The 23940-nt window shown below is 61.8% G+C and carries 23 protein-coding genes and 1 tRNA gene; 11 read left to right on the top strand and 13 right to left on the bottom strand.

The genetic code is table 11. The features are described from left to right. Positions 1-106: 106 nt before the first annotated feature. A complete protein-coding gene (pepN, locus tag A9D13_RS10075) occupies positions 107-2755 on the top strand; it encodes an aminopeptidase N (RefSeq protein WP_066772991.1) in 2649 nt (882 codons plus the stop codon). Positions 2756-2757: 2 nt separating this feature from the next. Then, positions 2758-3531: a peptidoglycan editing factor PgeF gene (gene pgeF, locus A9D13_RS10070; protein ID WP_066772989.1), complete on the top strand. Its 774-nt coding sequence runs from the start codon at positions 2758-2760 to the stop codon at positions 3529-3531. A gap of 13 nt (positions 3532-3544) precedes the next feature. Here pgeF and A9D13_RS10065 read toward each other — a convergent pair whose 3' ends face one another. The 5 genes from A9D13_RS10065 to A9D13_RS10045 form a co-directional block, all read right to left on the bottom strand. Next, a complete protein-coding gene (locus A9D13_RS10065) occupies positions 3545-4435 on the bottom strand; it encodes a dienelactone hydrolase family protein (RefSeq protein WP_066772987.1) in 891 nt (296 codons plus the stop codon). Positions 4436-4531: 96 nt separating this feature from the next. Then, a complete protein-coding gene (locus tag A9D13_RS10060) occupies positions 4532-5542 on the bottom strand; it encodes an NAD(P)H-dependent flavin oxidoreductase (protein ID WP_066772984.1) in 1011 nt (336 codons plus the stop codon). Positions 5543-5740: 198 nt separating this feature from the next. Further along, the gene (locus tag A9D13_RS10055) at positions 5741-6145 is read right to left on the bottom strand and encodes a barstar family protein (protein WP_066772982.1); all 405 of its coding nucleotides are present in this window, start codon (positions 6143-6145) and stop codon (positions 5741-5743) included. A gap of 94 nt (positions 6146-6239) precedes the next feature. Next, positions 6240-6917, bottom strand: a complete 678-nt coding sequence (locus A9D13_RS10050; RefSeq protein WP_066772980.1) for an RlmE family RNA methyltransferase — start codon at positions 6915-6917, stop codon at positions 6240-6242. A gap of 9 nt (positions 6918-6926) precedes the next feature. Beyond that, positions 6927-8300 carry a Ppx/GppA phosphatase family protein gene (locus A9D13_RS10045; protein WP_082922264.1) on the bottom strand — a complete coding sequence of 458 codons (1374 nt, stop codon included), beginning with the start codon at positions 8298-8300 and terminating at the stop codon, positions 6927-6929. A 227-nt stretch (positions 8301-8527) separates the two neighbouring features. Between A9D13_RS10045 and A9D13_RS10040 the strand changes: the two genes are divergently transcribed. Continuing rightward, positions 8528-8601 (top strand) — tRNA-Gln (locus A9D13_RS10040). Between the two features lie 138 nt (positions 8602-8739). Here A9D13_RS10040 and A9D13_RS10035 read toward each other — a convergent pair. After that, positions 8740-9450 carry a type IIL restriction-modification enzyme MmeI gene (locus A9D13_RS10035; RefSeq protein WP_066772978.1) on the bottom strand — a complete coding sequence of 237 codons (711 nt, stop codon included), beginning with the start codon at positions 9448-9450 and terminating at the stop codon, positions 8740-8742. A gap of 174 nt (positions 9451-9624) precedes the next feature. Then, on the bottom strand, positions 9625-9966 hold the full coding sequence (locus A9D13_RS10030; protein WP_066772976.1) for a hypothetical protein: 342 nt from the start codon (positions 9964-9966) through the stop codon (positions 9625-9627). Between the two features lie 553 nt (positions 9967-10519). Between A9D13_RS10030 and A9D13_RS20110 the strand changes: the two genes are divergently transcribed. The 3 genes from A9D13_RS20110 (at position 10520) to A9D13_RS10020 (ending at position 13887) form a co-directional block, all read left to right on the top strand. After that, positions 10520-10717 (top strand): MerR family transcriptional regulator, encoded by a 198-nt coding sequence (locus A9D13_RS20110; RefSeq protein WP_082922344.1) that lies wholly within the window; start codon positions 10520-10522, stop codon positions 10715-10717. 13 nt (positions 10718-10730) lie between these two features. Further along, positions 10731-11966, top strand: a complete 1236-nt coding sequence (locus A9D13_RS10025) for a hypothetical protein (protein ID WP_156521996.1) — start codon at positions 10731-10733, stop codon at positions 11964-11966. A gap of 259 nt (positions 11967-12225) precedes the next feature. Then, positions 12226-13887 carry an AAA family ATPase gene (locus A9D13_RS10020; RefSeq protein WP_066772972.1) on the top strand — a complete coding sequence of 554 codons (1662 nt, stop codon included), beginning with the start codon at positions 12226-12228 and terminating at the stop codon, positions 13885-13887. Between the two features lie 25 nt (positions 13888-13912). Here the strand turns inward: A9D13_RS10020 and A9D13_RS20480 are convergent, their stop codons facing one another. Then, positions 13913-14095, bottom strand: a complete 183-nt coding sequence (locus A9D13_RS20480; RefSeq protein WP_156521995.1) for a hypothetical protein — start codon at positions 14093-14095, stop codon at positions 13913-13915. A 954-nt stretch (positions 14096-15049) separates the two neighbouring features. On the opposite strand from A9D13_RS20480, the gene A9D13_RS10010 reads away from it, so the two are divergent. Genes A9D13_RS10010 through A9D13_RS10000 form a run of 3 tightly spaced genes read left to right on the top strand, consistent with a single transcriptional unit; the run spans position 15050 to position 16905 of the window. After that, on the top strand, positions 15050-15316 hold the full coding sequence (locus A9D13_RS10010) for a hypothetical protein (protein ID WP_066773989.1): 267 nt from the start codon (positions 15050-15052) through the stop codon (positions 15314-15316). Further along, positions 15313-15495 carry a hypothetical protein gene (locus A9D13_RS10005; RefSeq protein ID WP_066772968.1) on the top strand — a complete coding sequence of 61 codons (183 nt, stop codon included), beginning with the start codon at positions 15313-15315 and terminating at the stop codon, positions 15493-15495. The genes A9D13_RS10010 and A9D13_RS10005 overlap by 4 nt, the downstream gene beginning before the upstream one ends. Positions 15496-15519: 24 nt before the next feature. Further along, the gene (locus A9D13_RS10000; RefSeq protein WP_066772966.1) at positions 15520-16905 is read left to right on the top strand and encodes an ISL3 family transposase; all 1386 of its coding nucleotides are present in this window, start codon (positions 15520-15522) and stop codon (positions 16903-16905) included. On the opposite strand, the gene A9D13_RS21425 is transcribed toward A9D13_RS10000, so the two are convergent. Together A9D13_RS21425 and A9D13_RS09995 are read right to left on the bottom strand one after the other, a co-directional pair. After that, the gene (locus A9D13_RS21425; protein ID WP_373288731.1) at positions 16879-17097 is read right to left on the bottom strand and encodes a DUF6804 family protein; all 219 of its coding nucleotides are present in this window, start codon (positions 17095-17097) and stop codon (positions 16879-16881) included. The two genes, A9D13_RS10000 and A9D13_RS21425, sit on opposite strands and share 27 nt — an antisense overlap. A gap of 478 nt (positions 17098-17575) precedes the next feature. Next, positions 17576-18781, bottom strand: coding sequence for a tyrosine-type recombinase/integrase (locus A9D13_RS09995; RefSeq protein ID WP_156521994.1), 1206 nt, complete (start codon positions 18779-18781; stop codon positions 17576-17578). Between the two features lie 347 nt (positions 18782-19128). Here A9D13_RS09995 and A9D13_RS09990 point away from each other — a divergent pair, with 347 nt between their 5' ends. Then, positions 19129-20550 (top strand): amidohydrolase family protein, encoded by a 1422-nt coding sequence (locus tag A9D13_RS09990; RefSeq protein ID WP_172808143.1) that lies wholly within the window; start codon positions 19129-19131, stop codon positions 20548-20550. 115 nt (positions 20551-20665) lie between these two features. Then, positions 20666-21637 (top strand): LOG family protein, encoded by a 972-nt coding sequence (locus tag A9D13_RS09985; RefSeq protein ID WP_082922262.1) that lies wholly within the window; start codon positions 20666-20668, stop codon positions 21635-21637. A gap of 4 nt (positions 21638-21641) precedes the next feature. On the opposite strand, the gene thiD is transcribed toward A9D13_RS09985, so the two are convergent. Genes thiD through glmM form a run of 3 tightly spaced genes read right to left on the bottom strand, consistent with a single transcriptional unit; the run spans position 21642 to position 23925 of the window. Further along, the gene (gene thiD / locus A9D13_RS09980) at positions 21642-22391 is read right to left on the bottom strand and encodes a bifunctional hydroxymethylpyrimidine kinase/phosphomethylpyrimidine kinase (RefSeq protein ID WP_066772954.1); all 750 of its coding nucleotides are present in this window, start codon (positions 22389-22391) and stop codon (positions 21642-21644) included. Further along, complete coding sequence (locus A9D13_RS09975; RefSeq protein WP_066772952.1) at positions 22388-22594, bottom strand: DUF1272 domain-containing protein; 207 nt, start codon at positions 22592-22594, stop codon at positions 22388-22390. Before A9D13_RS09975 ends, thiD begins: the two co-directional genes overlap by 4 nt. Next, complete coding sequence (gene glmM / locus A9D13_RS09970; RefSeq protein ID WP_066772950.1) at positions 22594-23925, bottom strand: phosphoglucosamine mutase; 1332 nt, start codon at positions 23923-23925, stop codon at positions 22594-22596. The genes A9D13_RS09975 and glmM overlap by 1 nt, the downstream gene beginning before the upstream one ends. Positions 23926-23940: the final 15 nt, after the last annotated feature.

Here is a 23940-nt window from a genome sequence, read left to right as displayed (position 1 = left end):
CCATAACCCGCGCTTTGCCGTGGGTGCGAGGCAAAACTTGCGCCCGCGTTTATCCAATCGTCAAAAATACCTTGAGAATCCTTCGCCAAGGCATGATCTAGTTTCCATGGATATCGCCCGTAACCCCGCCACCGTTCCCGGTAACCCCGAACTCGCCGATGCCGCCGTCGAACCGGCACAGCCGGAGACCATTCATCGCCTCGATTACACGCCGCCCGCATGGCTGGTGCCGGAAATCAGGCTGGAATTCGAACTGGGAACGGAGCTGACCAAGGTGAAATCGACCATGAAGGTCGAGCGTAACCCGGATGGCTCGCACGATCAGACCATGCATCTGTGCGGCGACAATATCGCGGTGATGAGCCTGTCGGTCGATGGCAAGCCCGCCGAGGGCTGGACGATGTCGGGCGCGAACCTGCTGCTCCCGCTGCCCGGCGACGCGCATGAGGTGACGATCGAGACGCATCTGCACCCGGCCACCAACAGCCAGCTGATGGGCCTCTATGCCTCGAACGGCATGCTGTGCACCCAGTGTGAGGCGGAAGGCTTCCGCCGCATAACCTTCTTCCCCGACCGCCCGGACGTGCTGTCGCGCTATACCGTGCATATGAGCGGGCCGAAGGATGCATTCCCGATCCTCCTGTCAAACGGCGACATGACGGCAAGCGGTGAGGGCGAAGACGGCACCCACTGGGCCGAATGGACCGATCCGTGGCCCAAACCTTCATACCTGTTCGCGCTGGTCGCGGGCGAGTTGGTGGCGCGCAAGGAAGTCTTCACCACCATGAACGGGCGCAAGGTCGATCTGGCGGTCTATGTCCGTCCCGGCGATGAAGAGCGGACGGAGCATGCGATGCGCTCCCTCGTCAATTCGATGAAGTGGGACGAGGAGACGTTCGGCCGCGAATATGACCTCGACACGTTCAACATCGTCGCCGTTTCCGATTTCAACATGGGCGCGATGGAGAACAAGGGGCTCAACATCTTCAACACGCGCTATATCCTGGCCGATCCCGATACCGCCACCGATGGCGATTTCGACGCGGTGGAGGGCGTGGTCGGCCACGAATATTTCCATAACTGGTCAGGCAATCGCGTGACCTGCCGCGACTGGTTCCAGCTGAGCCTGAAAGAAGGCTTCACCGTGCTGCGCGACCAGATGTTCAGCGCGGCGATGGGATCGGAACCGGTCAAGCGGATAGAGGATGTGCGCATCCTGCGCGCTGCCCAGTTCCCCGAGGATTCCGGGCCGCTGGCGCATCCGATCCGCCCCGATTCCTATCAGGAAATCAGCAATTTCTACACCGCGACCGTCTATAACAAGGGTGCGGAAGTCATTCGCATGATGCACACCATGGCGGGGCCCGAAGCGTTCCGTAAGGGCAGCGATTTGTATTTCGACCGCCATGATGGCGAAGCCGCGACCTGCGAGGATTTCGTCAAGGCGATGGAGGATGGCGCAGGCCTCGATCTCACCGCTTTTCGCCTTTGGTACGAACAGGCGGGCACGCCCAAGGTCACGGTCCACTCCGAATTTTCTGACGGCACGCTGACGCTGACGGTGAAGCAGAAAGTTCCGGCAACTCCGGGCCAGCCGCACAAGAAGCCGATGCCGATCCCGCTCAAGATCGCCCTTTTCGACCGTGCGACCGGCAGCCATTCGGGCGAACACACACTCATGGTCGACAAGGCGGAGCAGGTCTTCACCTTCGACGGCTTTGCCGAGGCTCCGGTCCTCTCGCTCAATCGCGGCTTTTCCGCCCCGATCCAGCTGGAGAGCGAGGTTTCGGACGCCGATATCAAGTTCCTCGCCGCGAAAGACGACGATGCCTTCGCTCGCTATGAGGCGCTGCAGCAGCTGCTCACCCGCGAACTGCTGGGTGCGGTCGAGCATGGCCCAGACGAAGCCCGCCGCGCCGCCATCGCCGAGGCTTTGGCCGCAGTGCTGGACGATGACGGTATCGACGATCTGATGCGCGGGGAGCTGATGATGCTTCCCACGATCTCGTTCCTGATCGAATTGTCGGCCCCTGCCGATCCGATGGCGATCCATGCGTCGCGCGAACGGCTTAAGGCCTATCTTGGCCAGAGGCTGCACGATAGGCTGACGGCGCTGCATGACCGTGCAAGCGCCGTGGCATATTCGCTTGAGGCCGACGCCCGCGGTGCGCGCAAGGTCAAGACGCAGGCGCTGATCCTGCTCTCTGCCGCTGACGAGGCGGAAACCGCCCGCCGGGCGGAGGCGCAGTATCGCGCCGCCGACAATATGACCGACCGGCAGGGCGCTTTGGCTGTGATGGCCAGCCTCGATGCGCCGGCGCGCGATGATTTGCTGGCCGATTTCCATGGCCGGTATGAAGGCAATGCGCTGGTCATCGACAAATGGTTCGCGATCCAGGCAAGCTCGCTGCGCCCTGATGTGCTCGATGCGGTGGAGGCGCTGGCAAAGCATCCCGATTTCACCATGAAGAACCCCAATCGGGTCCGCTCGCTCTATATGACGGTGGCGGGCAATCCGATCGCGTTTCACGATGAAACCGGGCGCGGCTATCGCATGATCGCCGATCTCGTGCTGGCGCTCGACCCGCTTAACCCGCAGACGGCGGCGCGTTTCGTGCCGTGGCTGGGCCGCTGGCGCAAGATCGAGCCGAAGCGCGCCGCGATGATGCGCGCCGAGCTTGAGCGCATGGCCAAGGAGCCCAGCCTGTCGAAAGACGTGCGCGAGCAGGTGACCAAGAGCATCGACGCGGCCTGAAAATGCCGGGGGTCGACGTGATCACCGCCGCGCCGCTGGCCGGATTGCCGCATGGCTTCCTTGGCCGCCGGGGCGGGGTATCGGCGGGTGCCTATGCATCGCTGAACGTGGGCACGGGTTCGCCCGACGATCCGGCATTGGTGGAGCAGAACCGCCGCATCGCCGCCGATGCGGTGATGGCAGGCGCGCCGCTGGCAACGGTCTACCAGGTGCATTCCGCGCTGGTCGAGCGCGTCACACAGCCATGGCCGCTGGATGAGCGCCCGCATGCCGATGCGATGGTCACCGACACGCCAGGCGTTTTGCTGGGCATCCTCACCGCCGATTGCGCGCCGGTGCTGCTGGCCGATGAAGCCGCTGGCGTCGTGGGCGCGGCCCATGCCGGATGGCGCGGCGCGATCGGGGGCGTGACTGACGCGACGCTGGCCGCGATGGAAAGCCTTGGAGCGGATCGCAGCCGCATTGCCGCTGCCGTCGGCCCATGCATCGCACAGGCGAGTTACGAAGTGGACGACGGTTTCCTCGCCCGGTTCTGCGAGGATGAGCCCGATAACGAACGTTTCTTCAAGCCCGGAAAGCCCGGTCACCAGCAATTCGACCTTGCCGGCTATGTCGCGGCGCGGCTGGCGCGGGCGGGTGTGAAAACGGTCGCCATCACCGGTCATGACACGCTGGCCGATGATGCGCGCTTCTTCTCCTATCGCCGCTCGACGCTGGCGGGAGAGGATGCCTATGGGCGGCAGATCAGCCTGATCGGGCTTTCGCCCACAGGCTGACCTGCGCGGCCCCTTAAAGCGACGAGAACAGCGCCATCATCCGCGCCCACGCCTTTTCGGCAGCAGCTTCGGCATATTTGGGGCTGTCGATCACCGTCCAGCCATGGTTGCCGTCATAGACCTCGACCTCGGCATCGACGCCCTTTTCGGCGGCGGTGTCCTTCAGCACGGTCTTGGCCTCGGGGTCCTTCTCGTCATCGTCCTTGGCGATGGCGACAAGATAGGCCGTGCCCGGTTCCATGAGCTTGTGCGGGCTTTGCGGACCATCGGTGACAAGCCCGCCGCCGTGCATAGAGGATGCGGCCTTCACGCGGTCGGGCACGGCGTGCGCGGCGTAGAAACTCCATGATCCGGTCATGCAATGGCCGTTCGCGCCGATACCCTTGGCGGTGTCGACCGCGCCTTGTTCATCCAGCCATGCGACAAATGCCTTTGCATCGGCCATCACAGCATCGGGGGTGAGCTTTTCACGCCAGGGGCCCACGGTCTGGAAGCCGCCGCTTTCGGCGAAACCGGCGAAATCCTCGAACTGGGTGCCTGATACATCGCGGTAATAGGGGTTCATGTGCAGCACCGCATAGCCTTCGCCTGCCAGCCTTTCGGCCATGGTGCGCGTTGCGGGGCGGACGCCTGCGATGTCGGGCCATTCGATGATCGCGGCATGCGCGCCTTCGGCCGGGTGATAGAAGAACCCGTCGGCGGTGCCCGCATCGGTGGGGATCGAAACCGGCGTCACCATCACGCCGCTCGCGTCCATGGCGCTTTCCTCGCTGCTCGCTTCCTGTGCGGGGGTGCATCCGGCCAGCACGGCAGCGGTGCCGATCGCGCCAAAGCTCCTGCGGTTCATCCGGCCCGAACGCGAAAGCTCGCCCCGCATGTTCGCCAGCTGTGTTTCATCGCACATCGTATCGGTCTCCTTGGGCCACCCGTCTGACCCAAGGATAGGTGCTCACCGATTACATGCAACCGGCGAAGCGGCCGCCCCATTCCTGTGGGCCGCTCAGCGCCGCGTAAGCGCCGCTTCGCTCTCTGCCAGCAGCGAGGCGATGATGTCGGCGACCGGCTCTTCGGTCTTGACCATGCCGACCGACTGGCCTGCCATCAGGCTGCCGTTCTCGATATCGCCGTCAATCACCGCGCGGCGCAGCGCGCCTGCCCAGTAATGCTCGATCTGCAGCTGCGCCTCGCTCATGGCGATGCCTTCGCCATCGAGCAGGCCCGCCACTTCGCGCTGTTTCGCGGTGAAGGCCTCGGTGCCCTTGTTCTTCAGCGCGCGGACCGGGATCACCGGCAGGCGCGGATCGACCTGCACGCTGGCAATCGCGTCGCGGGCCCCGGCGCGGAAGAACGCCTTTTTGAAATCGGGATGGGCGATGCTTTCGGTCGCGGCGGCAAAGCGGGTGCCCAGCTGCACGCCAGCCGCGCCCATTTCCAGATATCCGGCAATCGCCTCACCGCGCCCGATGCCGCCCGCCACGAAGACGATGTGATCGGCAGCGAGTTCAGGCAGGAATTCTTGCGCCAGCACGCTGGTCGAGACGGGGCCGATATGGCCGCCTGCCTCCATCCCCTCGATCACCATGGCGTCTGCGCCCGAACGCAGCAGTTTTTTCGCCAGCGCCAGCGTGGGAGCAAAGCAGATCACCCTGGCGCCGCCTGCCTTGATCGCATCGACGCTGCCCTTGGGCGGCAGGCCGCCTGCCAGCACGACATGGCCGACGCCATGCTTCTTGCACACTTCGATCAGTTCCATGATCTGCGGGTGCATGGTGATGAGGTTCACGCCGAACGGCTTGTCCGTCATCGCCTTGGTCGCGGCAATCTCGGCATCGAGCAGATCAGGCGTCATCGCGCCGCAGGCGATCACGCCGAACCCACCGGCGTTGGAAATGGCCGAGACGAGGTTCCGCTCCGATACCCAGCTCATCGCGCCACACAGGATCGCATATTCGCTGCCGAGGAATTCGGCACCGCGCGCCATCAGCGCCTGGGTCTTGGGGTAGCTGGTCATATTCGTCTCGCGTCCTTGCCGGGAAAGCCGGGCCAGCGCATAGCTGGTCGCGCGGCTTTAAGGAGCGCGCTGGCGAACGGCAAGTGCCGGGAACGAGCCTTGCACTGCGAATGGCGAGGCGACCGGGTGAGGGGAGCGTCCGCTATTGGGCCCGGTTTCGATGTCGGCTTATGACCGGAATGGGGTGGGAAGCGGACGTCAGTCCAACACGAGACGAACCCCATCTTCAGCCTCGTCGCCGCCTACATCGTGTTCACGGATTATCTCAAGCAACCAATCGAAGACGGTGGGTCCTTCACCTTGTTTCGCTCTGGATAAATCGGCTCTGACATGCTGCCGGTTCGACGGGTGGCATTGCTCCAGCCGCTTCTCCAATTGCTTTACAGTCTCGGCATAGCCCAATCTTTCGCGAGATGCGCCCGAGTTTGCCCATCTCAAGATAAAGCCCCCTTCTGGCGTGCCAAAGCCGCCACGAAGGATGTCGTTGAAAGCGACTAAGTTGCGCCCCCAATATGCGCCAGGAATAAGCGTATCGCTTATCGCATCGTAGAAGGCATCTAGCGAAGTAACCTTCGAGCCATCGAGGATGTATTCCTTGGTCATGTAGCCCAACTTAAATCGGCTAAGACATTGTCCGCAATCGATCGTTAGCAGACCGGCCGCTTCCGTCCCCAAATGCAGCAAAGCCGCGGCGATCCTAAACCTCGCGGCTTTCAGGCGGGCCCTTGCAGCCGCTGGCGATGACGTACCATTCCGAACTGTCTTTGCGGCTGGCTGGCGGCTTGGCGTGTTTTACGCTGGTGAAGTGCTTTTTGAGCACGTTCAAAAGCGCCGTGTCGGTGCCGCCTGCAAAGACCTTGGCAATGAAGGTGCCGCCTTCGGCCAGGGTGCGGATCGCGAAGTCGGCGGCGGCTTCGACCAGCCCCATGGTGCGAAGGTGGTCGGTCTGCTTGTGGCCGACGGTGTTGGCGGCCATGTCGCTCATCACGAAATCGGGCGCTTCGCCCAATGCGTCCATCAGCTTTTCGGGCGCGTCATCGGCCATGAAATCCATCTGGAAGATGGTCACGCCCGGCAGCGGATCGACTTCCAGAAGATCGATGCCCACGATCTTTGCCTGCGGGTTCTTCTTGGCCACATACTGGCTCCACCCGCCCGGCGCGATGCCCAGATCGACGACGGCGCGCGCGCCTTTTAGCAGGGAGAATTTTTCGTCCAGTTCGGCCAGCTTATAGGCGGCGCGGCTGCGATAGCCCTCGGCCTTTGCCTTGACCACATAAGGATCGTTCAGCTGGCGCGACAGCCAGCGATGGCTGCTCGCCTTGCGCTTCTTGTTGCTCTTCAGGCGCTGGCGATCATTTCCGGAACGGCTCATGGATCGGCCCTACAGCGGGTGTTCGCGATGGGGAAGGGCCGAGCGGTCGCCCGATCCCGAATTCGCATGGGTACCGCCCATCAGCGACCGCAGGATCCCTTCGCGAATGCCGCGATCGGCCACGCCCAGCCGCGTCGCGGGCCACAGGTCGAGAATCGTTTCCAGAATGGCGCAGCCCGCCACCACCAGCTCGGCGCGTTCGCGCCCGATGCAGGGCAGCTCGGTCCGCTCGTCAAAGCTCATGCCCGACAGGTCCGATGCGATCTGACGCATCGCCTGCGCCGGGACGATCAGCCCGTCGACCGCCTGCCGGTCATATTGCTCAAGGCCAAGGTGCACGCTGGCCAGAGTCGTCACCGTGCCGCTGGTGCCCAACAGGCGCGGGCCGTTCTCGTTTTCCTCCCGCGGGATGCCGCGAAACGGTTCGAGGCGGCTTGAGAAATCGCTGAAACTGCTAGCCACCTGCGCGCGCATGCGGCGATAGCGCGTCAGCCGCTCCGCGTCGCTTTCGTCATCGGGTGCGGGGAAGCTTTCGGTCAGCGAGACCACGCCCCATGGCACGGATTGCCAATCAAGGATGCGCGGCACGGTATCGCCGGTCTCGATCAGCACCAGCTCGGTCGAGCCGCCGCCGATGTCGAAGATCATGGCAGGCCCTTCGCCGCGTTCAAGCAATACATGGCAGCCCAGCACGGCAAGGCGCGCTTCTTCCTGCGCGGAGATGACATCGAGGAGGATGCCCGTTTCCTCGCGCACACGGTCGATGAAGGCCTGCCCATTGGATGCGCGGCGGCACGCCTCCGTCGCGACGGAGCGGGCGAGATGCACATTGCGGCGGCGCAGTTTCTGCGAGCAGACCTTCAATGCCGACAGGGCCCGGTCCATCGCCTCGTCAGACAGGCGTCCGTTCTGCGCCAGCCCTTCGCCCAGCCTGACGACGCGGCTGAAAGCATCGATGACCATGAAATTCTCACCCTGCGCGCGGGCGATCAGCAGGCGGCAGTTGTTGGTGCCAAGGTCGATCGCGGCATAGGCCTGCCGTGATGCAGTAGGCCGTGATGCCGGGGGGCGCGATGCCGGAGACCGCGATCCGGGTGCCTCACGCGCCTGGCCGTTCGCACTCGCAGCCTTGGCCGGGGCGTTCCTGTCCGCTGCATTATCGGTTTTCGTGTTACCGGATTTCAAGTTGTCGGAGTTCGGAGCAGCCGGGCGCGAGTTTCCGCGCTGGCTCCTGCCTTGCCGATCATGACCCTTGTTGCCGACACCATTGGGGGCGGATTTGCCCTTTCGGGGCTTGCCGCCGTGATCGGCGCTCGCACGGTTACGATCGCGTCGTGCGCGCCGATCCCCGGATTGCGATGCCGGCGGAAGCGATTCCGCCATTTTGCCAGACTTTCCAAACATTCACATCGACCGCGCGGACCGGAAACGCCGAAAATATAGCGCAGCCGTTATTGGCCCGAGCGGGGGACCTGACGATGATGCTAGCGATGGGGCACCCCGGTGGCAAGTTCACCAATACTGCATTATATGAGGTGACCGGAACCGGGACTCGAACAGATGGGTTGACGCATGGCACGACCCTATATAGAGGCCCCGGCTCACAGCGTTGCCCCGTCGTCTAATGGTAAGACTACGGACTCTGACTCCGTCAATTGAGGTTCGAATCCTCACGGGGCATCCAGCTGTTTTCCTCAAGCTTCTGTAAATAAATGCTTTTTCGACGTTTCGATCCGCTGGTTCCCACAGAAGAACCCTACTTGAGTTGGGCTTGCATTGGCTGAGGTTGGTTGGCTTCCCGGGCCAGACTTGCGAATTTTTGCTATCGCGCTGCCGCGTCGTGCGACGAATGAATGGCGGCGATCTTGCCTGCGGTCCGGCTAATTGAAAACGGGCGGAGCATGGCCGAGAACATGTGGTCGGGCAGGAGGCCAACGTCCTCCGCGAACATGCAGAACACCAGCCGGTTGACGAAATGGGCAACCTCGTGCCCCTCGTGGCCGCGAGAGCGAAGCCGCTGGGCGAGCTGGGCGAACTCCTCCGCCGCTTCCTCGGTAAGCATCTGCCGGGTCTTGGCCGGGCGAAGTTCCTCGGGATGCAAGAAGGCATTGCGCAGCAGATCGCGGGTGGATGCGTCCATCAGGTCGTCGAGTGCAAACTCGTGCACCTGCTGCACGGTGTTGGTCCAGTTGGTGTGGATGCGGAAGCGGTCCATGTCGGACACGATCAGGAGCGGGGGGTTCTCCAGTGCGATGGCGTACTGCTGAAGCTGGGCGAAGGCCTTGTTCAGGTCCTTCTTCTTGCCCTTGTACTCCCAAGCGAAGCAGCCCTTGCGCCATACATCGGCCCACCCGTCGCCCCCGCCGGTCTTGGATGCGCCCTTCTCGAAGGTGTACCAATCGCCTTTGGGGTCTGCGGTCGTAGGATCATCGATGTCGAGCAAACGGCACAGATCGAGAAAATGGCTCTGGGACGCGGAACGCTCCTTGAGCTCGATGTTGCGCCATTTGGCGATAAATTCATGAGGTTGCATCTGGAGCGTGATAGCGCCGCAAAGTTACCAGTGTCATCCGGCCATCGATGGTATCAACAGCAAGACGATTTTCGAGATCTACTTCGGCATTATGTGGGAATCGGTGTGGGATCGATAAATCTAAGTCAGAAAACTACTATTGTTATCAGCGCTATATTCTAATCCAGCGGATTCCTATCTAGGATTAGAATTGGTCCGGTCGGCCCATTCGGAGGGGCGGAGCATCGCCTTCAGGAGCTCCGGCATGGCGGCCAGCGAAACGCGCAAACCTAAGCCATCCAAGGTCACGAAGTCTTCAACGGCATCGGGTCGCGTCTCTGCTAGCCGATCCACCAGAACCCGGAGCGCTTCAATGCGCGTTCGAATCTTGATGCCATCAGCGGCGACACCTGATGCGAGCGCGAACAGCGTAGTCGCCTCGTCCTGGGCTCGGGTGAGATCGGTTTGGCCTGTGCGTAGGAACTGAGCATCGGCGCGCTCGATTGCAGACGGGAAGGGGATAAGGTTGTCAGTCATCGCTTTGCTCCGCTTTTGTGGAGCTTCGGCATTGTTCGCATAAATTGGTGTCTGTCGACGAGATTGTTGCCGGTTGGCATTATCGGCAGATCGGACAGCTACGGCGCCGGGCGAGATAGGGCAGTCTTCCAGCCATTCTACTGACGATGTGGCGCCCGAGCTTCGGTGGGTGGCAGCCCTTGATGCCATCCGGTGAATGATAGGGCGCGAGCCCAAAGCCGAGAATGCAGATTGCCGGTGTAGCGAGCACCTACGGATAGCGGGCCACATCACCGCGCGGCTGGGTCCCCCACCCCCCGGCCCCACCCCGGCGCCGGGCGAATATACCATTCCCATCGCCCGCACTAAATTTTTTTAACGCTCCGATGCTTCCCCCAATTTGTAGTAATATCTCACTAGAGGCGCGATTATAGGCGGGATACCCGTAGTACTAAATATGATAGTTACTACAAAATGTCTCAATAATCCATAGTTTACATAAGGATAGTGGTGTTGACCGGAGATGATTTTTGTCCATGTATAGATATACATCACTATGGGGTGGCAAAAAATCATGAATGAAGAATTGAACCCGCTTGCTGATACTGTGGATGTTGCAGCAACGCGATTGAGCATCTGTCGAGCTCAGCTCTACAAAGAAGTGGCTGCTGGACGCTTGAAAGTTCGTAAGGCTGGGCGCCGTACTCTGGTAGAACGGAGTGAACAACAGCGTTGGCTCTCTGCACTCCCCGTCAAGTCTGCTGCAGATTGAAGGAGCGCGCATGATGCCACGCACGCAAAACTTTTATTACCAGAGGACCCCCACGACGCAGGTTGCCGGAAGTCTCGCCAAAGCCCTCTTTGGCGACCCAGCCGCGCGAGCAGCGCAGGCGCAGCGCGACGCAGAGCTCGAGCAGATGCAGGCCCGAGCTCGTGCGTCCAACGCGCAGGCGGAGCTCTATTCTTCGCAGGAGCAGGGGCAGGCGCAGCAGAACGCGGCGGCAGCAAGCCTGCCGGAGCTGATGGCGCGCATGGGCACGGCAGAGCCGCAGCCCGCAGCCGCGCCCGCCCCACAGATGGGTTTCGCGGATTGGCTCGGGGGCGGCGCGACCCTGCCCGCCACGGCGGCCGCAGCGCCCCCGGTCGAGAATGACTTGCTTGCTGGCACGCCCATGGCGGGGCCGGTCGAGCAGCCTGCAGCGCAGCCTGTGGGGATGCAGGCGTCATTGCCGCAGGTGCTCGCGCAAATGGCAATCATGAACGGCGAAGGCGTCGATCCGCGCCAGATCATCGGCACCTATGCGGCAATGCTGGGCAATGATGAAATGGCTCGCCGCTCTCTCGTCGTGCAGGGCAAGACCCCCGGCGAAAACTTCGCGCTCACGGCGGGCCGGGCGGATGATATTTCCGCACGCGATGCAGCCGAGGATTATCGAAAGTCCACGGGCGTCGCGACGATCAATCACGCGAACGACATTCCTGTGGCGAATATCCGCGCCGGAGCTACCCGCGACGCAGCGAGCATTCGCGCCAGCGCGACGCGCGATGTTGCCAATATTCGCGAAAAGGGCATGACTTCGCGCGCAGCCGCCAAGAACGGAACCGGTGCGGACGGCAAGCCGCTGAAGCCAGTCAACTCCGCGACGCTGAAGATGATCGATGCGGAGCTGATGCAGCAACTTGGCGAGCTGGGCTATTATGGTGACGGCGCGACGGATCAGGTGTCGGGGGGCACGATCAACCTGCTTCGCCGCCTTGCCGTTGAACGCTACCGGGGCAGCGGCGATCCGTCTGACGCTGTGCGCGCTTCGATCAAGCAGATCGAGGATCGGCGCGACGAAATGAACCGCGAACGCGGCATTGCCACCGACGAGTTCGCTGCTCCCCCGCCTCCGGTTGTGCAAACGCGCCGCCGTGGGGCGCCCTCCCTGCGGGCATTCTTGATGAAGGCTCGCGCAGCGAACCCCGCTGTCAGCGATGCGGAGCTCACGCGATACTACAATGAGAAATATGGCTCATGATTGTTTGCGGTGGACCAACAAGCAGGGCCCGAATTCTAAGTCCATTAAACGCGTAGGTCGACATGACCGGATGGCCAGAGCCGACCGTGGGCTGAGGTCAGGGATGGCCTCGCGGCGCACGAGACCTAGCTACGGTTCTGACGCAGTAGCCCTGTTGCGTGGCAGGGATGCGCCACCGCGATCGCAGAGAAATCAATCCGTCTCGGCCGCCACAATTACCCGCGCCGAAGACCGGAAGGCATGACTGAGGTTAAATCCCATGAATAATGAAGGTATCAGTTACCGGGTTGCGCGCGTTACCCTCCAGCTAGAGGGGGAGCACCCTGCCGGTCTAGGCTTCTTTAGCGAAGACGATCCACGCGATCCCGACCGCTTCGTCGCGGGTGACAGCGGCCCGTCACTGGATGAGAAATACCAGAAGGCCGAGGCGGACGCGAAAAGGGTGAGGCGCGCAGAAGAAGCTTTCCAGTGGGTCAGTTGCGCTATCACCCCCATAACCGACCATCTGGCGTCCCTTGGAGCGATCCGAGCGGACAATTGTTCAAATGCAATTTTTGGTTCGGCCGGTGCTTGCCACGATCCCACGTTTTTCATCGTTTATGAATGCAGTCCCCAAGCATCCGCGCACCTTGTCGAGCTTGGAAATCTGGAAGCCGCTTTGGCGGGGGTTTCGTGCGATGAACTTGTTGAGTTTGATGTTTCGGCGGACTTCTTGACTGTAGATGACGATCCCTTGTTGATCGTGCAGGCGGTGTTCAACGCAATGCCAAGGCGCGAAGCATTCGCTGGTGTCGGCATCTGGGGCGGCACCGGGACGCCTGAACGACTGCCGCAGGAGGACGAAGGCCTGAGCGGCTGGCTGGAGCGCGTGGCGCTTTCTGAGACGGACTTGGCGGCAATGGCGGAGCGGTGGGAAGTCGTGGGCCGCGACATCGATCTATTCAATGCTTTTGGCTCCCATCTGGAATGCGGAGGACCGCAAGAGGTCGAATTTCTGGTGCCCGGCGTGCTCGCGAGAGGCGCAATCACTTCGCTGGTCGGAACAAATGGCGTGGGAAAATCAACCATCGCTCACGAGTGGGCCGCTATCCTTACCGGGGAGCCGCTGAGCCGCCCGAGAAAAATCCTGGGTAAAGCAGTGGACGGCTGCCCAAGGGTGGCGCTCGTGTCTGGGGAAGACGGGCCGGGGCGCGTGAACGAGCGATCAAATAAACTCTCAACCGTTTGGGGTGTCTCCCGCTATTACCGGTTCGACGGGACATCGCGGTCTTGGGATCAGATATATACTTGGCTGGAACGGGCGCCGCAGCTCGATCTGGTCATTCTTGATCCTGTTCGCGTTGCGATGACCGGGAATGAAGACCTCTCGGGCGACGCCTCAAACTTCTACGACGATCTGTCCCGACTGGCGCGCATAAAGAAATGCGCGGTGCTCGTCGTTCATCATCTGTCAAAAGGGCATCCGCGTCGATTGAGCGATCTGCGCGGAATGGTCCGTGGCTCTGGCGTCCATGTCGACCGGCCCAGAATGGTGATCGGCATTATTGGCCGCGCCAATGGGGCAATCGAAATCGGACCCATCAAACACAATTTCGATCCGGATACGGTTTGGAGTAAGCTCAACGAGGGAACGCTTTATCAGCGCGACCCAGCTAGCGACACGCTGATCCCGCTGGCCGAGATGGTTGAGAGCAGCGCTAATCAGGACAGGACCAGCCGCGTGCTCGCTGCCATTGCTCGCTTGAACGACGCCGGTCAGATAGTGCGCCGCTCCGGCAAAACCGGCCTATTCGAAATGAGGCTGCCGGAAATGTCAGGCCTCTCTAGGAATGTCATTCTCGAAACTATCGAAGAGCTTGCGCAGTCTGGCTCAATTGCCATCGCCTCAGACGGCGGGCTTGTGGCGCAAAATACCGACTAGTTGTCGTAATGACTTTTAAGCGGTATCATAATACCGTCCCCAGCAGCATCCCCAGCCATCCCCGCGTTGGGGATGGCGCATGACGAAACTGTAAAAAATGGCAGATTTCTGCGGTTTTCCCATTTCCGCCCCATCCCCGGCAGCCATCCCCAGCCGCAATGATGAAAGTGATTTTATCATTATTTTTCAGTGCTATCGCCATCCCCATTTTCGGCTCCCCGCTTAAGAGAGAGAGGGTAGGGATGAACCTACCCTCTCTCTAGCTTAACAGCCGAAGCAGACCGACGAAGGAGGAATACCAATGCCGATCCCCAGCATCTCCGAACAGAAGCAGGGCTTTCATTCCATTCCGCTCGTGCTCGAAGAAACTTGGGACGAAACGGAACGACGCTGGTTTGCGTCTCTTCCGCCAGGCCATCCCACATGGCCAATCTTCATTCAGTGAAGATGAAAATCGGCCTCCACGCGCTTGGTGCTGATCGCTCTGGAGGGAGGCAATCACTCTCCCTCCAGACATGCATCTGGGTCTTCGTCGGCTTGACAGCTTACTTCGTCCAACGCTCCCCAAGAGGCGCCAAACAGGGACAGGAACAGCGCTACCGCGACTAGCGAGCCTACGAGGCGGACAAACCATTCCCCGACGGCTGACTTCCCCGTGCTGCGCTGAACGCTGGCCCCGTTGCGGAAGATGAAGAGAGGCCCAGCCGCGGCAGCGAGCAGGCCAAACATCAATATCGCCATAAGAAGGGTCGCTCCGATGGAGCCCATGATGTCGAGAAGATATCCAAGCCATGCAATCATCGCTGGGTTATCTCGCTTGAGGGGACAGAAGCTCGAAACGCTGCCCACATACCCGCCAGAAAGATCGCGGATGACAAGACGTTTAGGGCCGCCCAATGCTCGCGCGCCAAGCTGATCGGGAATATCGGATTAAAAATCGGCTATTCGGATTTGAGTGTTGAAACGGCTGCTGCATGTGCTACTCCTATTTCGGATTAGCGTGTGGAAAGGAGTGTCGTGTGATGAAATGGTTTCCGAAGTTTGAGGTCGTTGGTAGTTCGACCTGTAGCGCATGGTCTGACGATAATTTCGAAGGCCGGACCCTGGTCGTCGGTTGGGGGCGATGGCTCTTTGAATGCAGCCTGTCGAGGAGGGTCGCGCGATGACCGAGCACACCCCCGGCCCATGGTCCTTGGATGAAAACGACATCCGCGACGAAGCACAAGCAGTGCTGACGGATCGGTTTGGCGGGACAGTCGCAGATGTCTTTACCGGCCATCGCCATGGCGAATGTGAAGCCAACGCCCGCCTAATCGCAGCGGCTCCTGAATTACTCGATGCGCTGGAGTATCTAGTCTCGCTTGGTGGTGGTGACTGCCTCGATATGGCCAGAGACGCCATCGCGAAAGCTCGCGGGAGTAAAGCATGAGGCCCTTTCTCGTCGTGGCCGATCTCGACAAGCCTACTGCCGAGCCGTTCATGGTGCTTTCGGTCGACCCGACCAAGAGGGTGGACGGAGGCTGCAAAGCGATCGTCATGTCCCTGCATTGGACCCGGGAAGAAGCGGAGGCGGCAATCGCGGCGGCAGACTCCGACTCCACATCTTAATCCGACCGAGGCAACACGTGGTTGATGTCGAATCATTTCTATCCGGAGTGGACCGTGGCTGAGGTCCGCGAGATCGGTGACACCTACGAGGTTGATGCCAGCTACGATGTGGACCCCGAGGCTTGCCTGAAGTGCGGCGTCGTCGGCCAGCTTTACAAGCACGGCACCAAGACGATCCGCTACGTCGACGCCCCGGTCCACGGTCGCCAAACCTTCGTGAACTGCAAGCGAGCGCGATACCGCTGTCGCGACTGCGGTGGCACCTTCATGCAGCCGCTGCCCGATATGGACGATGATCGCCGCATGACCGTGCGCTGCCGCGAATACATCGAGAAGCAGTGCCTGCTGAAGCCGAACACCCATGTTGCGGAGGACGTGGGCATCAACGAGAAGGTGGTGCGCCAGATCGGCCAGGCCGACGCTGACCGCCGGTTCGAGGAACACGCCGAGGGCATCACATGCCCGCGTGTGCTCGGCATCGACGAACTGTTCCTTGGCGGCGAGATGCGCGCGATCTTCGTGAACGTCGAGACCAGCTGGCCGATCGAGCTGCTGCCCAGTCGCGGGAATGTCGCGGTGACCAACTTCCTCTGCAACCTGCCCGGCCGGCACGACTGCGAGATCGTCACGACCGACATGTGGAAGCCTTACAAGGTCGCGGTCCAATACGCGATGCCGCAGGCCGTGCTGATCGTCGACAAGTGGCACGTGATGCGCATGGCCAACGAGGTCATGGACACCGCTCGCAAGCGCTTTCAGGGGCTGCTCACCGATGCCGACCGGAAGTCGCTCAAGAACCGCAAGTCGATGTTCTTGCGGCGTCCGTTCCAGCTTAGCCCGAAGGAGCAGCTGGACCTTGATGGCTGGCTGAAGAACACGCCCGAGCTGCGCGGTGCCTACGAGACCAAGGAAGCCTTTATGGCGATCTGGCAGCACCGGAAGCGCGAACTGGCGAAGGCGGCGCTGGACGAGTGGCGAGCGTCGATCCCGGGCCATCTGAAGGCGCTGTTCCGACCGGTCGTGACCGCGACCACGAACTGGGAAACCGAGATCCTCAACTACTTCGATCACGGGCGCTTCACCAACGCCGCGACCGAGGCGCGCAACCGCGTCATCAAGATGACCAACCGGCTCGGCGCTGGCTACAGCTTCAAGATGATCCGCGCCCGCGCTCTGTTCGGCAAGAGACCGGGCAGGCTGAAGGCGGAGGCCGAAGCCGCACGCAAGGACCGGATGATCGAGTGCATGAGTTGCAAGGCGCTCTTCGACCCCGGCGTGGTGGTTCATCATATCAAGCCGGTGGCTGCCGGGGTCGAGGATAACCTGATCCGGCTGTGCCCCGACTGCCATCGATTCCACACGGAGGAGTGGTTCAATCATGGCTCACGTTCCACGCGGAAATCCGAATAGCCTAAAAATCAGGGCTACCATTACAAAAACGGCAGTCCATCCTTCACGTCTTCGCCGTAGAAACCCGTAGGCGATCAATCCCGCCGATAGGAATGCGACCAAGCGAAGCAGCTGATAGTAGCCGTAGGGGAGCGGCCCGAGCGCGACCAACATCATGAGGGCGGGAATGATGAAAAGGAGCCTGTTCCTCACCGCGCAAAACCGCCTGCATAACTATAGAGGTAGCACATCCGCCGCGCCGTATGTGGAGAAGCACTTCCCGGCCTGCGAGCTGGGCAAGGCAGTTCGATGGGCACTTTGCGCCGGGTTAGGACGCCTTTGGCATGGAGGCGCAGCAGGACACGGTTCACAGTGCGACGCGGCAGACCAAGAGGCCGATACACATCACGCAGGATGAATGATCCGCCTAACTTGTCGATGTAGGAGATGACCTCGTCTTGGATGACAGGGGCATTTTGCCACGCCCCTAAGTTATCGTTTCGGTAAACTGTCTCGGACATTGCCCCCTCCGTCCGCCTTACACTCGGGGGATTCTCAAACAATTAGCCGGAGCTGTCCAGACTGTGCCAATTCACGATGGGCATAAAAATAGGTCGTAAGGATATTGGCTGGCTACATGCACGAAATAGTCTGCGCAATCCACGCACGCGCCCGCCCGCTCTAAACCGCCTCAGGCCGCAACTTCTTGCCTTCCAGCCATATCGACGATGTTGTTGCCGCCTGCCGATAGCGAAGGAGCTACAAACCGGCCCCAGCCGTCCATGAGCGAGCGCCGCATGTCGCGGAGGTCGGTTCGCAGATAGGCTTGCTCGGTCGCAGTGCCGACTTTGTGCGCCAGCGCCATCTCCGCAACCATGGCGGGGATCGTCGGCATCCGCTCGGCGGCCCAATCGCGGAACGCGCTGCGGAACCCATGCACCGTGACTTCTTCACCAGCCAGCCGCATTACCCTTGTCAGCGTCATGTCGCTGAGAGGCTTCCCTCGTGCCGCGCCGGGGAAAATCAGCCCATCGGTGCCGAACAAGGCGGCAGCGCGTTCAAGCAAGGCAATGGCGGCATCAGACAAGGTGACCGCATGACCGCTCTTCATCTTCATGAGCTCCTTGGGCCTTGTCCACGTCCGATCCTCCAGCGAGATATGTTCCCATCGGGCGTTTCGGACCTCGCCGCTGCGCGCGGCAGTCAGGATTGTGAATAGCAGTGCCATCCGGCCGGGGGTCTCTTCCTTCAAGAGCTGCTCGGCAATGAACTCAGGCACCTGGGCGAACGGCATGGCGGCGAAGTGACTTCCACCTGATTGTTTCGCGAGACCGCTGCTTATGTCTTTAGGGGTTGGCAGCGGGTCCGTTCGCCAACGCTTCGCCTTGGCGAACTGTAGGACCTGCATGATGCGAACACGGACTTTCTTCGCGATTGCGGGTTTCTCGGTCCAAATTGGCGCCAGAGCCGCGATGATCTGATCTGAATGGATGCAGTCGATCCGCTTCGATCCTATGCGCGGGGCGACGTGCTGACTGAGTGAGGATTTGAAGGCGGCAGCAGTTTTCTCCGACCAGCCCTTTCCTAGCTCTTCATGGGCGGCCTTCATCGCCTCGGCAAATGTCGGCACTCGCACCTTTCCTTTATCGCGTTCGGCGCGTGCATCGTGACCCTGTCTAGCAAGCTTCCGAAGGTGCGCGGCCTTTTCCCTCGCTTCGGCCAGAGAGAGGTCGGCGGGATAGCCCCCGAGCCCAATGTCTTCGCGGCGGCCCATGTGCTGCACGCGAAGCACCCAAGACTTCGCGCCGCTCGGCTTCACGCGCAGATACAATCCAGCCCCGTCGCCGTGCACGCCCGGCCCGGCCTTCTTAACTTTCATATCGGTCAGCTTTGCCACAGGATCGCCCCTAATGTTCCCACGTTAGTTCCCACACTAAACTGGAGCTTTGGGTTTCTGTCAATAGCCATCGATAGACAAAAGTTCCTACAGAATGTAGGAATTACAGCGCATTGATTGGATTCCAATGCCCTCCAGTGAACGTCTGTAGACGTGGATTAGAATCCTCACGGGGCATCCAGCTGTTTTCCCACATAATCCGATCTTTTAGCTGCAGCCGCGCCGTGGCTTTCGCGATTCGCGCGTGCCCTTGACTGATGCATACGGGCGCAAGCGGCTTAAGCCGGTTTCAAAGTCGATGCCGCCTGCTAGTGTCTGCCGATGCTTTGACCGGGGGGAAGACGACGGTGATCGCCAGATTTCTGACATGGGCCGCCATGATCCTGATCAGCGGCACCGCGCCAGCGCGTGCGGATGACCTGGTGATCCGCAATGTTCGGCTGGTCGACCTGTCGGCCCGGCAGCCTGAATGGAGCGAGCCGCGATCGGTGCTTGTGCTGGGCGACCGCATCGCCGCGATCGCGCCCTTTGCCGAGCTGCCCGCGCCCGAAGGCACTCCGGTGGTCGATGGCAAGGGCGGCTATCTTCTGCCCGGTCTTACCGACATGCATGTCCATGTGTGGGATGAAGCCGCGCTTGGCGCTTATCTGGCACATGGGGTGACAACTGTCCGCAATGCTTCGGGCATGCCTTTCCACCTCTCTCTGGCACGCCGGGTGGCGAGCGGCGAACTGGCGGGGCCGCGCCTTGTTACCACTGGCCCGATCCTGAATAGCCATGGGGCGAACGAGCAGCTCAATCATCAAATCGTCACGACCGAGGAAGAGGCGCGCGCCGCCGTGCGCTGGCAATATGATGCGGGGTTCCGGCGTCTCAAGGTATATTCCAACCTGACCCGCGAGGCATGGGCCGGCGTAAGGGCCGAGGCCGACGCGCTTGGCATGTCGATCATGGGCCACACGCCAGAGGGCATCCGTTCGGGGGGCATGCCGCAGGACAAGCCCTTCGACATGGCGTTCGAGCGGTTTCTCGATGCCGGTTTCGTCACGATCGAACATGTCGAAAGCGTGGTCTGGCATGGATTGCGCGACAGGCACGATCGCGCCGCCGCACAGGCCCTGGCCGCACGCATCGCCAGATCGGGCACGCCGGTCGACCCCACGCTGGTCGCCTTTCGCAACTTGCTGCATGTGGCTGAAACAAGGGGCACCTACCTCTCGCGTCCGGGCACCGAAATGATGAACCCCATGCTCGTCGCGATGGAACAGCCGGTTTACGAGCGTTGGTCGAAGGAGCCGGTGGAGCGCCATCGTGCCGCCTTCGAATTCTATCTCGGGATGACCAAAATCCTGTCGGAGTCTGGGGTCACGCTGGTCGCGGGCAGCGATGCGGGCATATTCACCAATATTCCCGGCGCATCGCTGATCGACGAACTGGACCTGCTTGCCGAAGCGGGCCTTACGCCGGTTGAAACCCTGCGCACGGCGACTTCGAATCCGGCCATGGTTCTGGGCGAGGAGACCGATCGCGGCGCGATTGGCGAGGGCATGATCGCCGATCTCGTGCTGACCTCGACCGATCCGCTGAAAGGTTTTGCCGCTTTGCGCCGTCCGGTGCTGGTGGTCGCGCAGGGCCGTGCCTATGACCGCGCAGCGCTTGATGACCTGCTGGTCAAGGCCGCCGGGCAGGACCTCGGCCGTACGCAGGCGAACGTGTTCGGCGGATTGCAGGCGCAGGGTACCGACATCGGTGCGCTGACGGGCAGATAGGGAAAAATCCGGGCCGGGGCCTGTTGGTCAGGATCGACTTCCCCTCCCGGTCATTGTGCTGCTCATAATCGCTAAAATACTTCACAGCCGCGCAAACTTGCGCGATGGAGAGGTGATGACTGATAGAGAAGAACCGCCGGTGGAACCCGGCCAGCCCGGTCCGCATGGCAAACCCGAACGGGCCGATCGCAAGCTTACCCCCCGCAAATTCTACAAGGCCGAAGACGAGGCCGCCTTTACCGAAGCCTCGCCAACCCATACGCCGCAAACGCGCCACCCGGCCTATCGCCTTGCCTATCGCGACGTCGATTTCCTGCTGCGTGACGATCTTCGTCCCGTGCGTTTCCAGCTTGAACTGCTCAAGGCGGAAACGATGCTGGAGGAGGCAGGCGTCGGCTCGACTTTGGTGATCTATGGATCGGCCCGCATTCCCAGCCCCGAAAAGGCGGAAGAGCTGATGGCCAATGCCGACAGCGATCCGCGCGGCCGCAAGGTGGTCGAGAATCTCGTCGCCAAGGCGAAGTACTATGATGAGGCGCGCCGGCTTGCTTTCATGGCCAGCTCCTGCGCCATCATCGAAGAGGGACAGCGCCAGTTCGTCGTCACATCGGGCGGCGGGCCCGCCATCATGGAAGCGGCCAATCGCGGCGCGGCGGAAGCAGGGGCGGAGAGCATCGGCCTCAACATCGTGCTGCCGCACGAGCAGGCGCCCAATGAATATGTGACCCCGCGCCTGTCGTTCCAGTTCCACTATTTCGCGCTAAGGAAGATGCACTTCCTGCTGCGCGCCCGCGCGGTGGCGGTGTTCCCGGGCGGTTTCGGCACGTTCGATGAATTCTTCGAGCTGATCACGCTGATCCAGACCGGCAAGATGAAGCCGATCCCGATCTTCCTGTTCGGCAAGGAATTCTGGAACAAGGTCGTCAATTTCGACGCCATCGCCGACGAAGGCGTGATCAGCCGCGACGACCTCGACCTGTTCCGCATGGTCGACACCGCCGAAGAGGCGTGGGAGCGGATCGTGAAATTCTATGAACTGTCGTGCCCCACCGCCATGCCCGATCCCGGCAGGCTGGCGGCGGAGTAGGGCGCTAGAGCCGGACGGCCTGCTGACCAAGCGGGCCGTTTCCGGCGCCAAAGCCAGGTGCGGCAAGAATCGCCGCGCGCACGAAATGGCGCGCCTGTTCGATGGCGTCGACAAGGTTCAGCCCTGCACCCAACCCGGTAGCAATGGCGCTGGCCATTGTGCACCCGGTGCCATGTGTGTGGCGCGTTTCGATCCTGTCCGACTGCCATGACAGCGGGGCGTGGCCGGGGCCGTAGAGCGTGTCGGTCAGCACCGGCCCGCTGGCATCGCCGCCTTTGGCGAGGAAGCTCACGCCTTTCGAGGCCAAGGCCTCTGCGCCGCCCAGTGCCTCCAATTCCGGGACATTGGGCGTGGTCAGCGTTGCCATGCCCATCAGCCGTTCGAAACCGGCGATGGTCGCATCATCCGCCAGCACCGATCCGCTGGTCGCGACCATGACCGGGTCGAACACGATGGGCGCATCGACGCGCTCCAGCAGATCCGCCACCGCCGCGCTGATTTCGGGCGAACCCAGCATGCCGATCTTCACCGCGTCGACGCCGATGTCGTCAATGCAGCTTTGCGCCTGCGCGACCACCATCTCGGCAGGCAGCGCCTGCACGCCCTGAACGCCCAGCGTATTTTGCGCGGTGATCGCGGTGATCGCGGTCATCGCATGGCCGCCCAGCATGGTGACGGTCTTGATGTCGGCCTGGATCCCCGCGCCGCCGCTGGAATCCGAACCTGCGATGATGAGGATGCGCGGCGGGGTCACTTTTTCCTCGCCAACCGTTCCTGCACCGCGACACTGCGCGTCGGGCGGTCGACAAGCTCACCGCCGCAATTGGGGCAGGTGTCGTCCAGCGCCTCGGCGCAGGGGGCGCAAAAGGTGCATTCGAAGCTGCAGATGAAGGCGCCATGCGCTTCTGCCGGCGTTTCGGTGCCGCAGCGTTCGCAGGCGACGCGCATTTCCAGCATTATGCACCCACCACGGCATCGCAGATCGCATCGACGACCTGCTGCACTTCGCCCTCGTCATCGCCCTCGGCCATGACGCGGATGACGGGTTCGGTGCCCGATTTGCGGATGACGATGCGGCCTTTGCCCGCAAGCTGCCCTTCGGCCTGCGCGATCACGTCCTTTACCGCCGGGTTTTCCAGCGGATTGCCGGAAAAGCGCACGTTCTTCAAAAGCTGCGGCACGGGATCGAACAGGTGCAGGACCTCGCTCGCGCGCTTGCCGGACTGGATCAGCGCGGAAAGCACCTGCAGCGCCGCCACCGTGCCATCGCCGGTGGTCGCATGGTCGAGCAGGATCATGTGCCCCGACTGTTCGCCGCCCACGTTATATCCGCCGCTCCGCATCGCCTCCAGCACATAGCGGTCGCCAACCGCGGTGCGGACAAGGGTGAGGCCCTCGCCTTCCAGGAAGCGTTCAAGGCCAAGATTGCTCATCACCGTCGCGACCACGCCGCCGCCGGTCAGGCGGCCCGCGCGGTTCCAGTCGCGCCCGATCAGCGCCATGATCTGGTCGCCATCGACGGTTCGGCCCTTTTCGTCGACGACGATCAGACGGTCGGCATCGCCGTCCAATGCGATGCCGATATCCGCGCCTTCCGCCACCACGCGCTCCTGCAGCGCCTTGGTGTCGGTCGATCCCACGCCGTCGTTGATGTTGAGCCCATTGGGCTCGACCCCCATGGCGATAACCTCTGCGCCCAGTTCCCACAGCGCAGGCGGCGTCACGTCATAGGCCGCGCCATTGGCGCAATCGACGACGATCTTGAGGCCATCGAGGCGCGTTTCATTGGCCAGCGAATTCTTGACCGCGTGGATATAGCGGCCGCGCGCGTCATCGATGCGGCGGGCGCGCCCGATATCCTTCGACGGGACCAGCAGCTGTTCCTGGTCCAGCATGACCTCGACCGCCATCTCGTCCTCGTCCGACAGCTTGAACCCGTCGGGACCGAACAGCTTGATGCCATTGTCCTCGAACGGATTGTGGCTGGCCGAGATCATCACGCCCAGATCCGCCCGCATCGACCGTGCCAGCAGCGCGACCGCAGGCGTTGGCATCGGGCCCAATAGCACGACGTCCATCCCCACGCTGGTGAAGCCAGCCACCATCGCGCTTTCCATCATGTATCCCGACAGGCGCGTATCCTTGCCGATCACGACGCGGTGCTTGTGGTCGCCGCGCAGGAAATAGGTGCCCGCGGCCTGCCCGACCTTCATCGCCATGGATGCGGTCATGTTGCCCTGATTGGTGCGACCGCGAATGCCGTCGGTGCCGAAATATTTGCGTCCCAAGCCCTGTGTCCTTCG

This window comes from Croceicoccus mobilis (assembly GCF_001661965.1).
In the GTDB taxonomy this organism is placed as follows: domain Bacteria; phylum Pseudomonadota; class Alphaproteobacteria; order Sphingomonadales; family Sphingomonadaceae; genus Croceicoccus; species Croceicoccus mobilis.
This window is presented reverse-complemented; position numbering and strand designations above follow the sequence as displayed.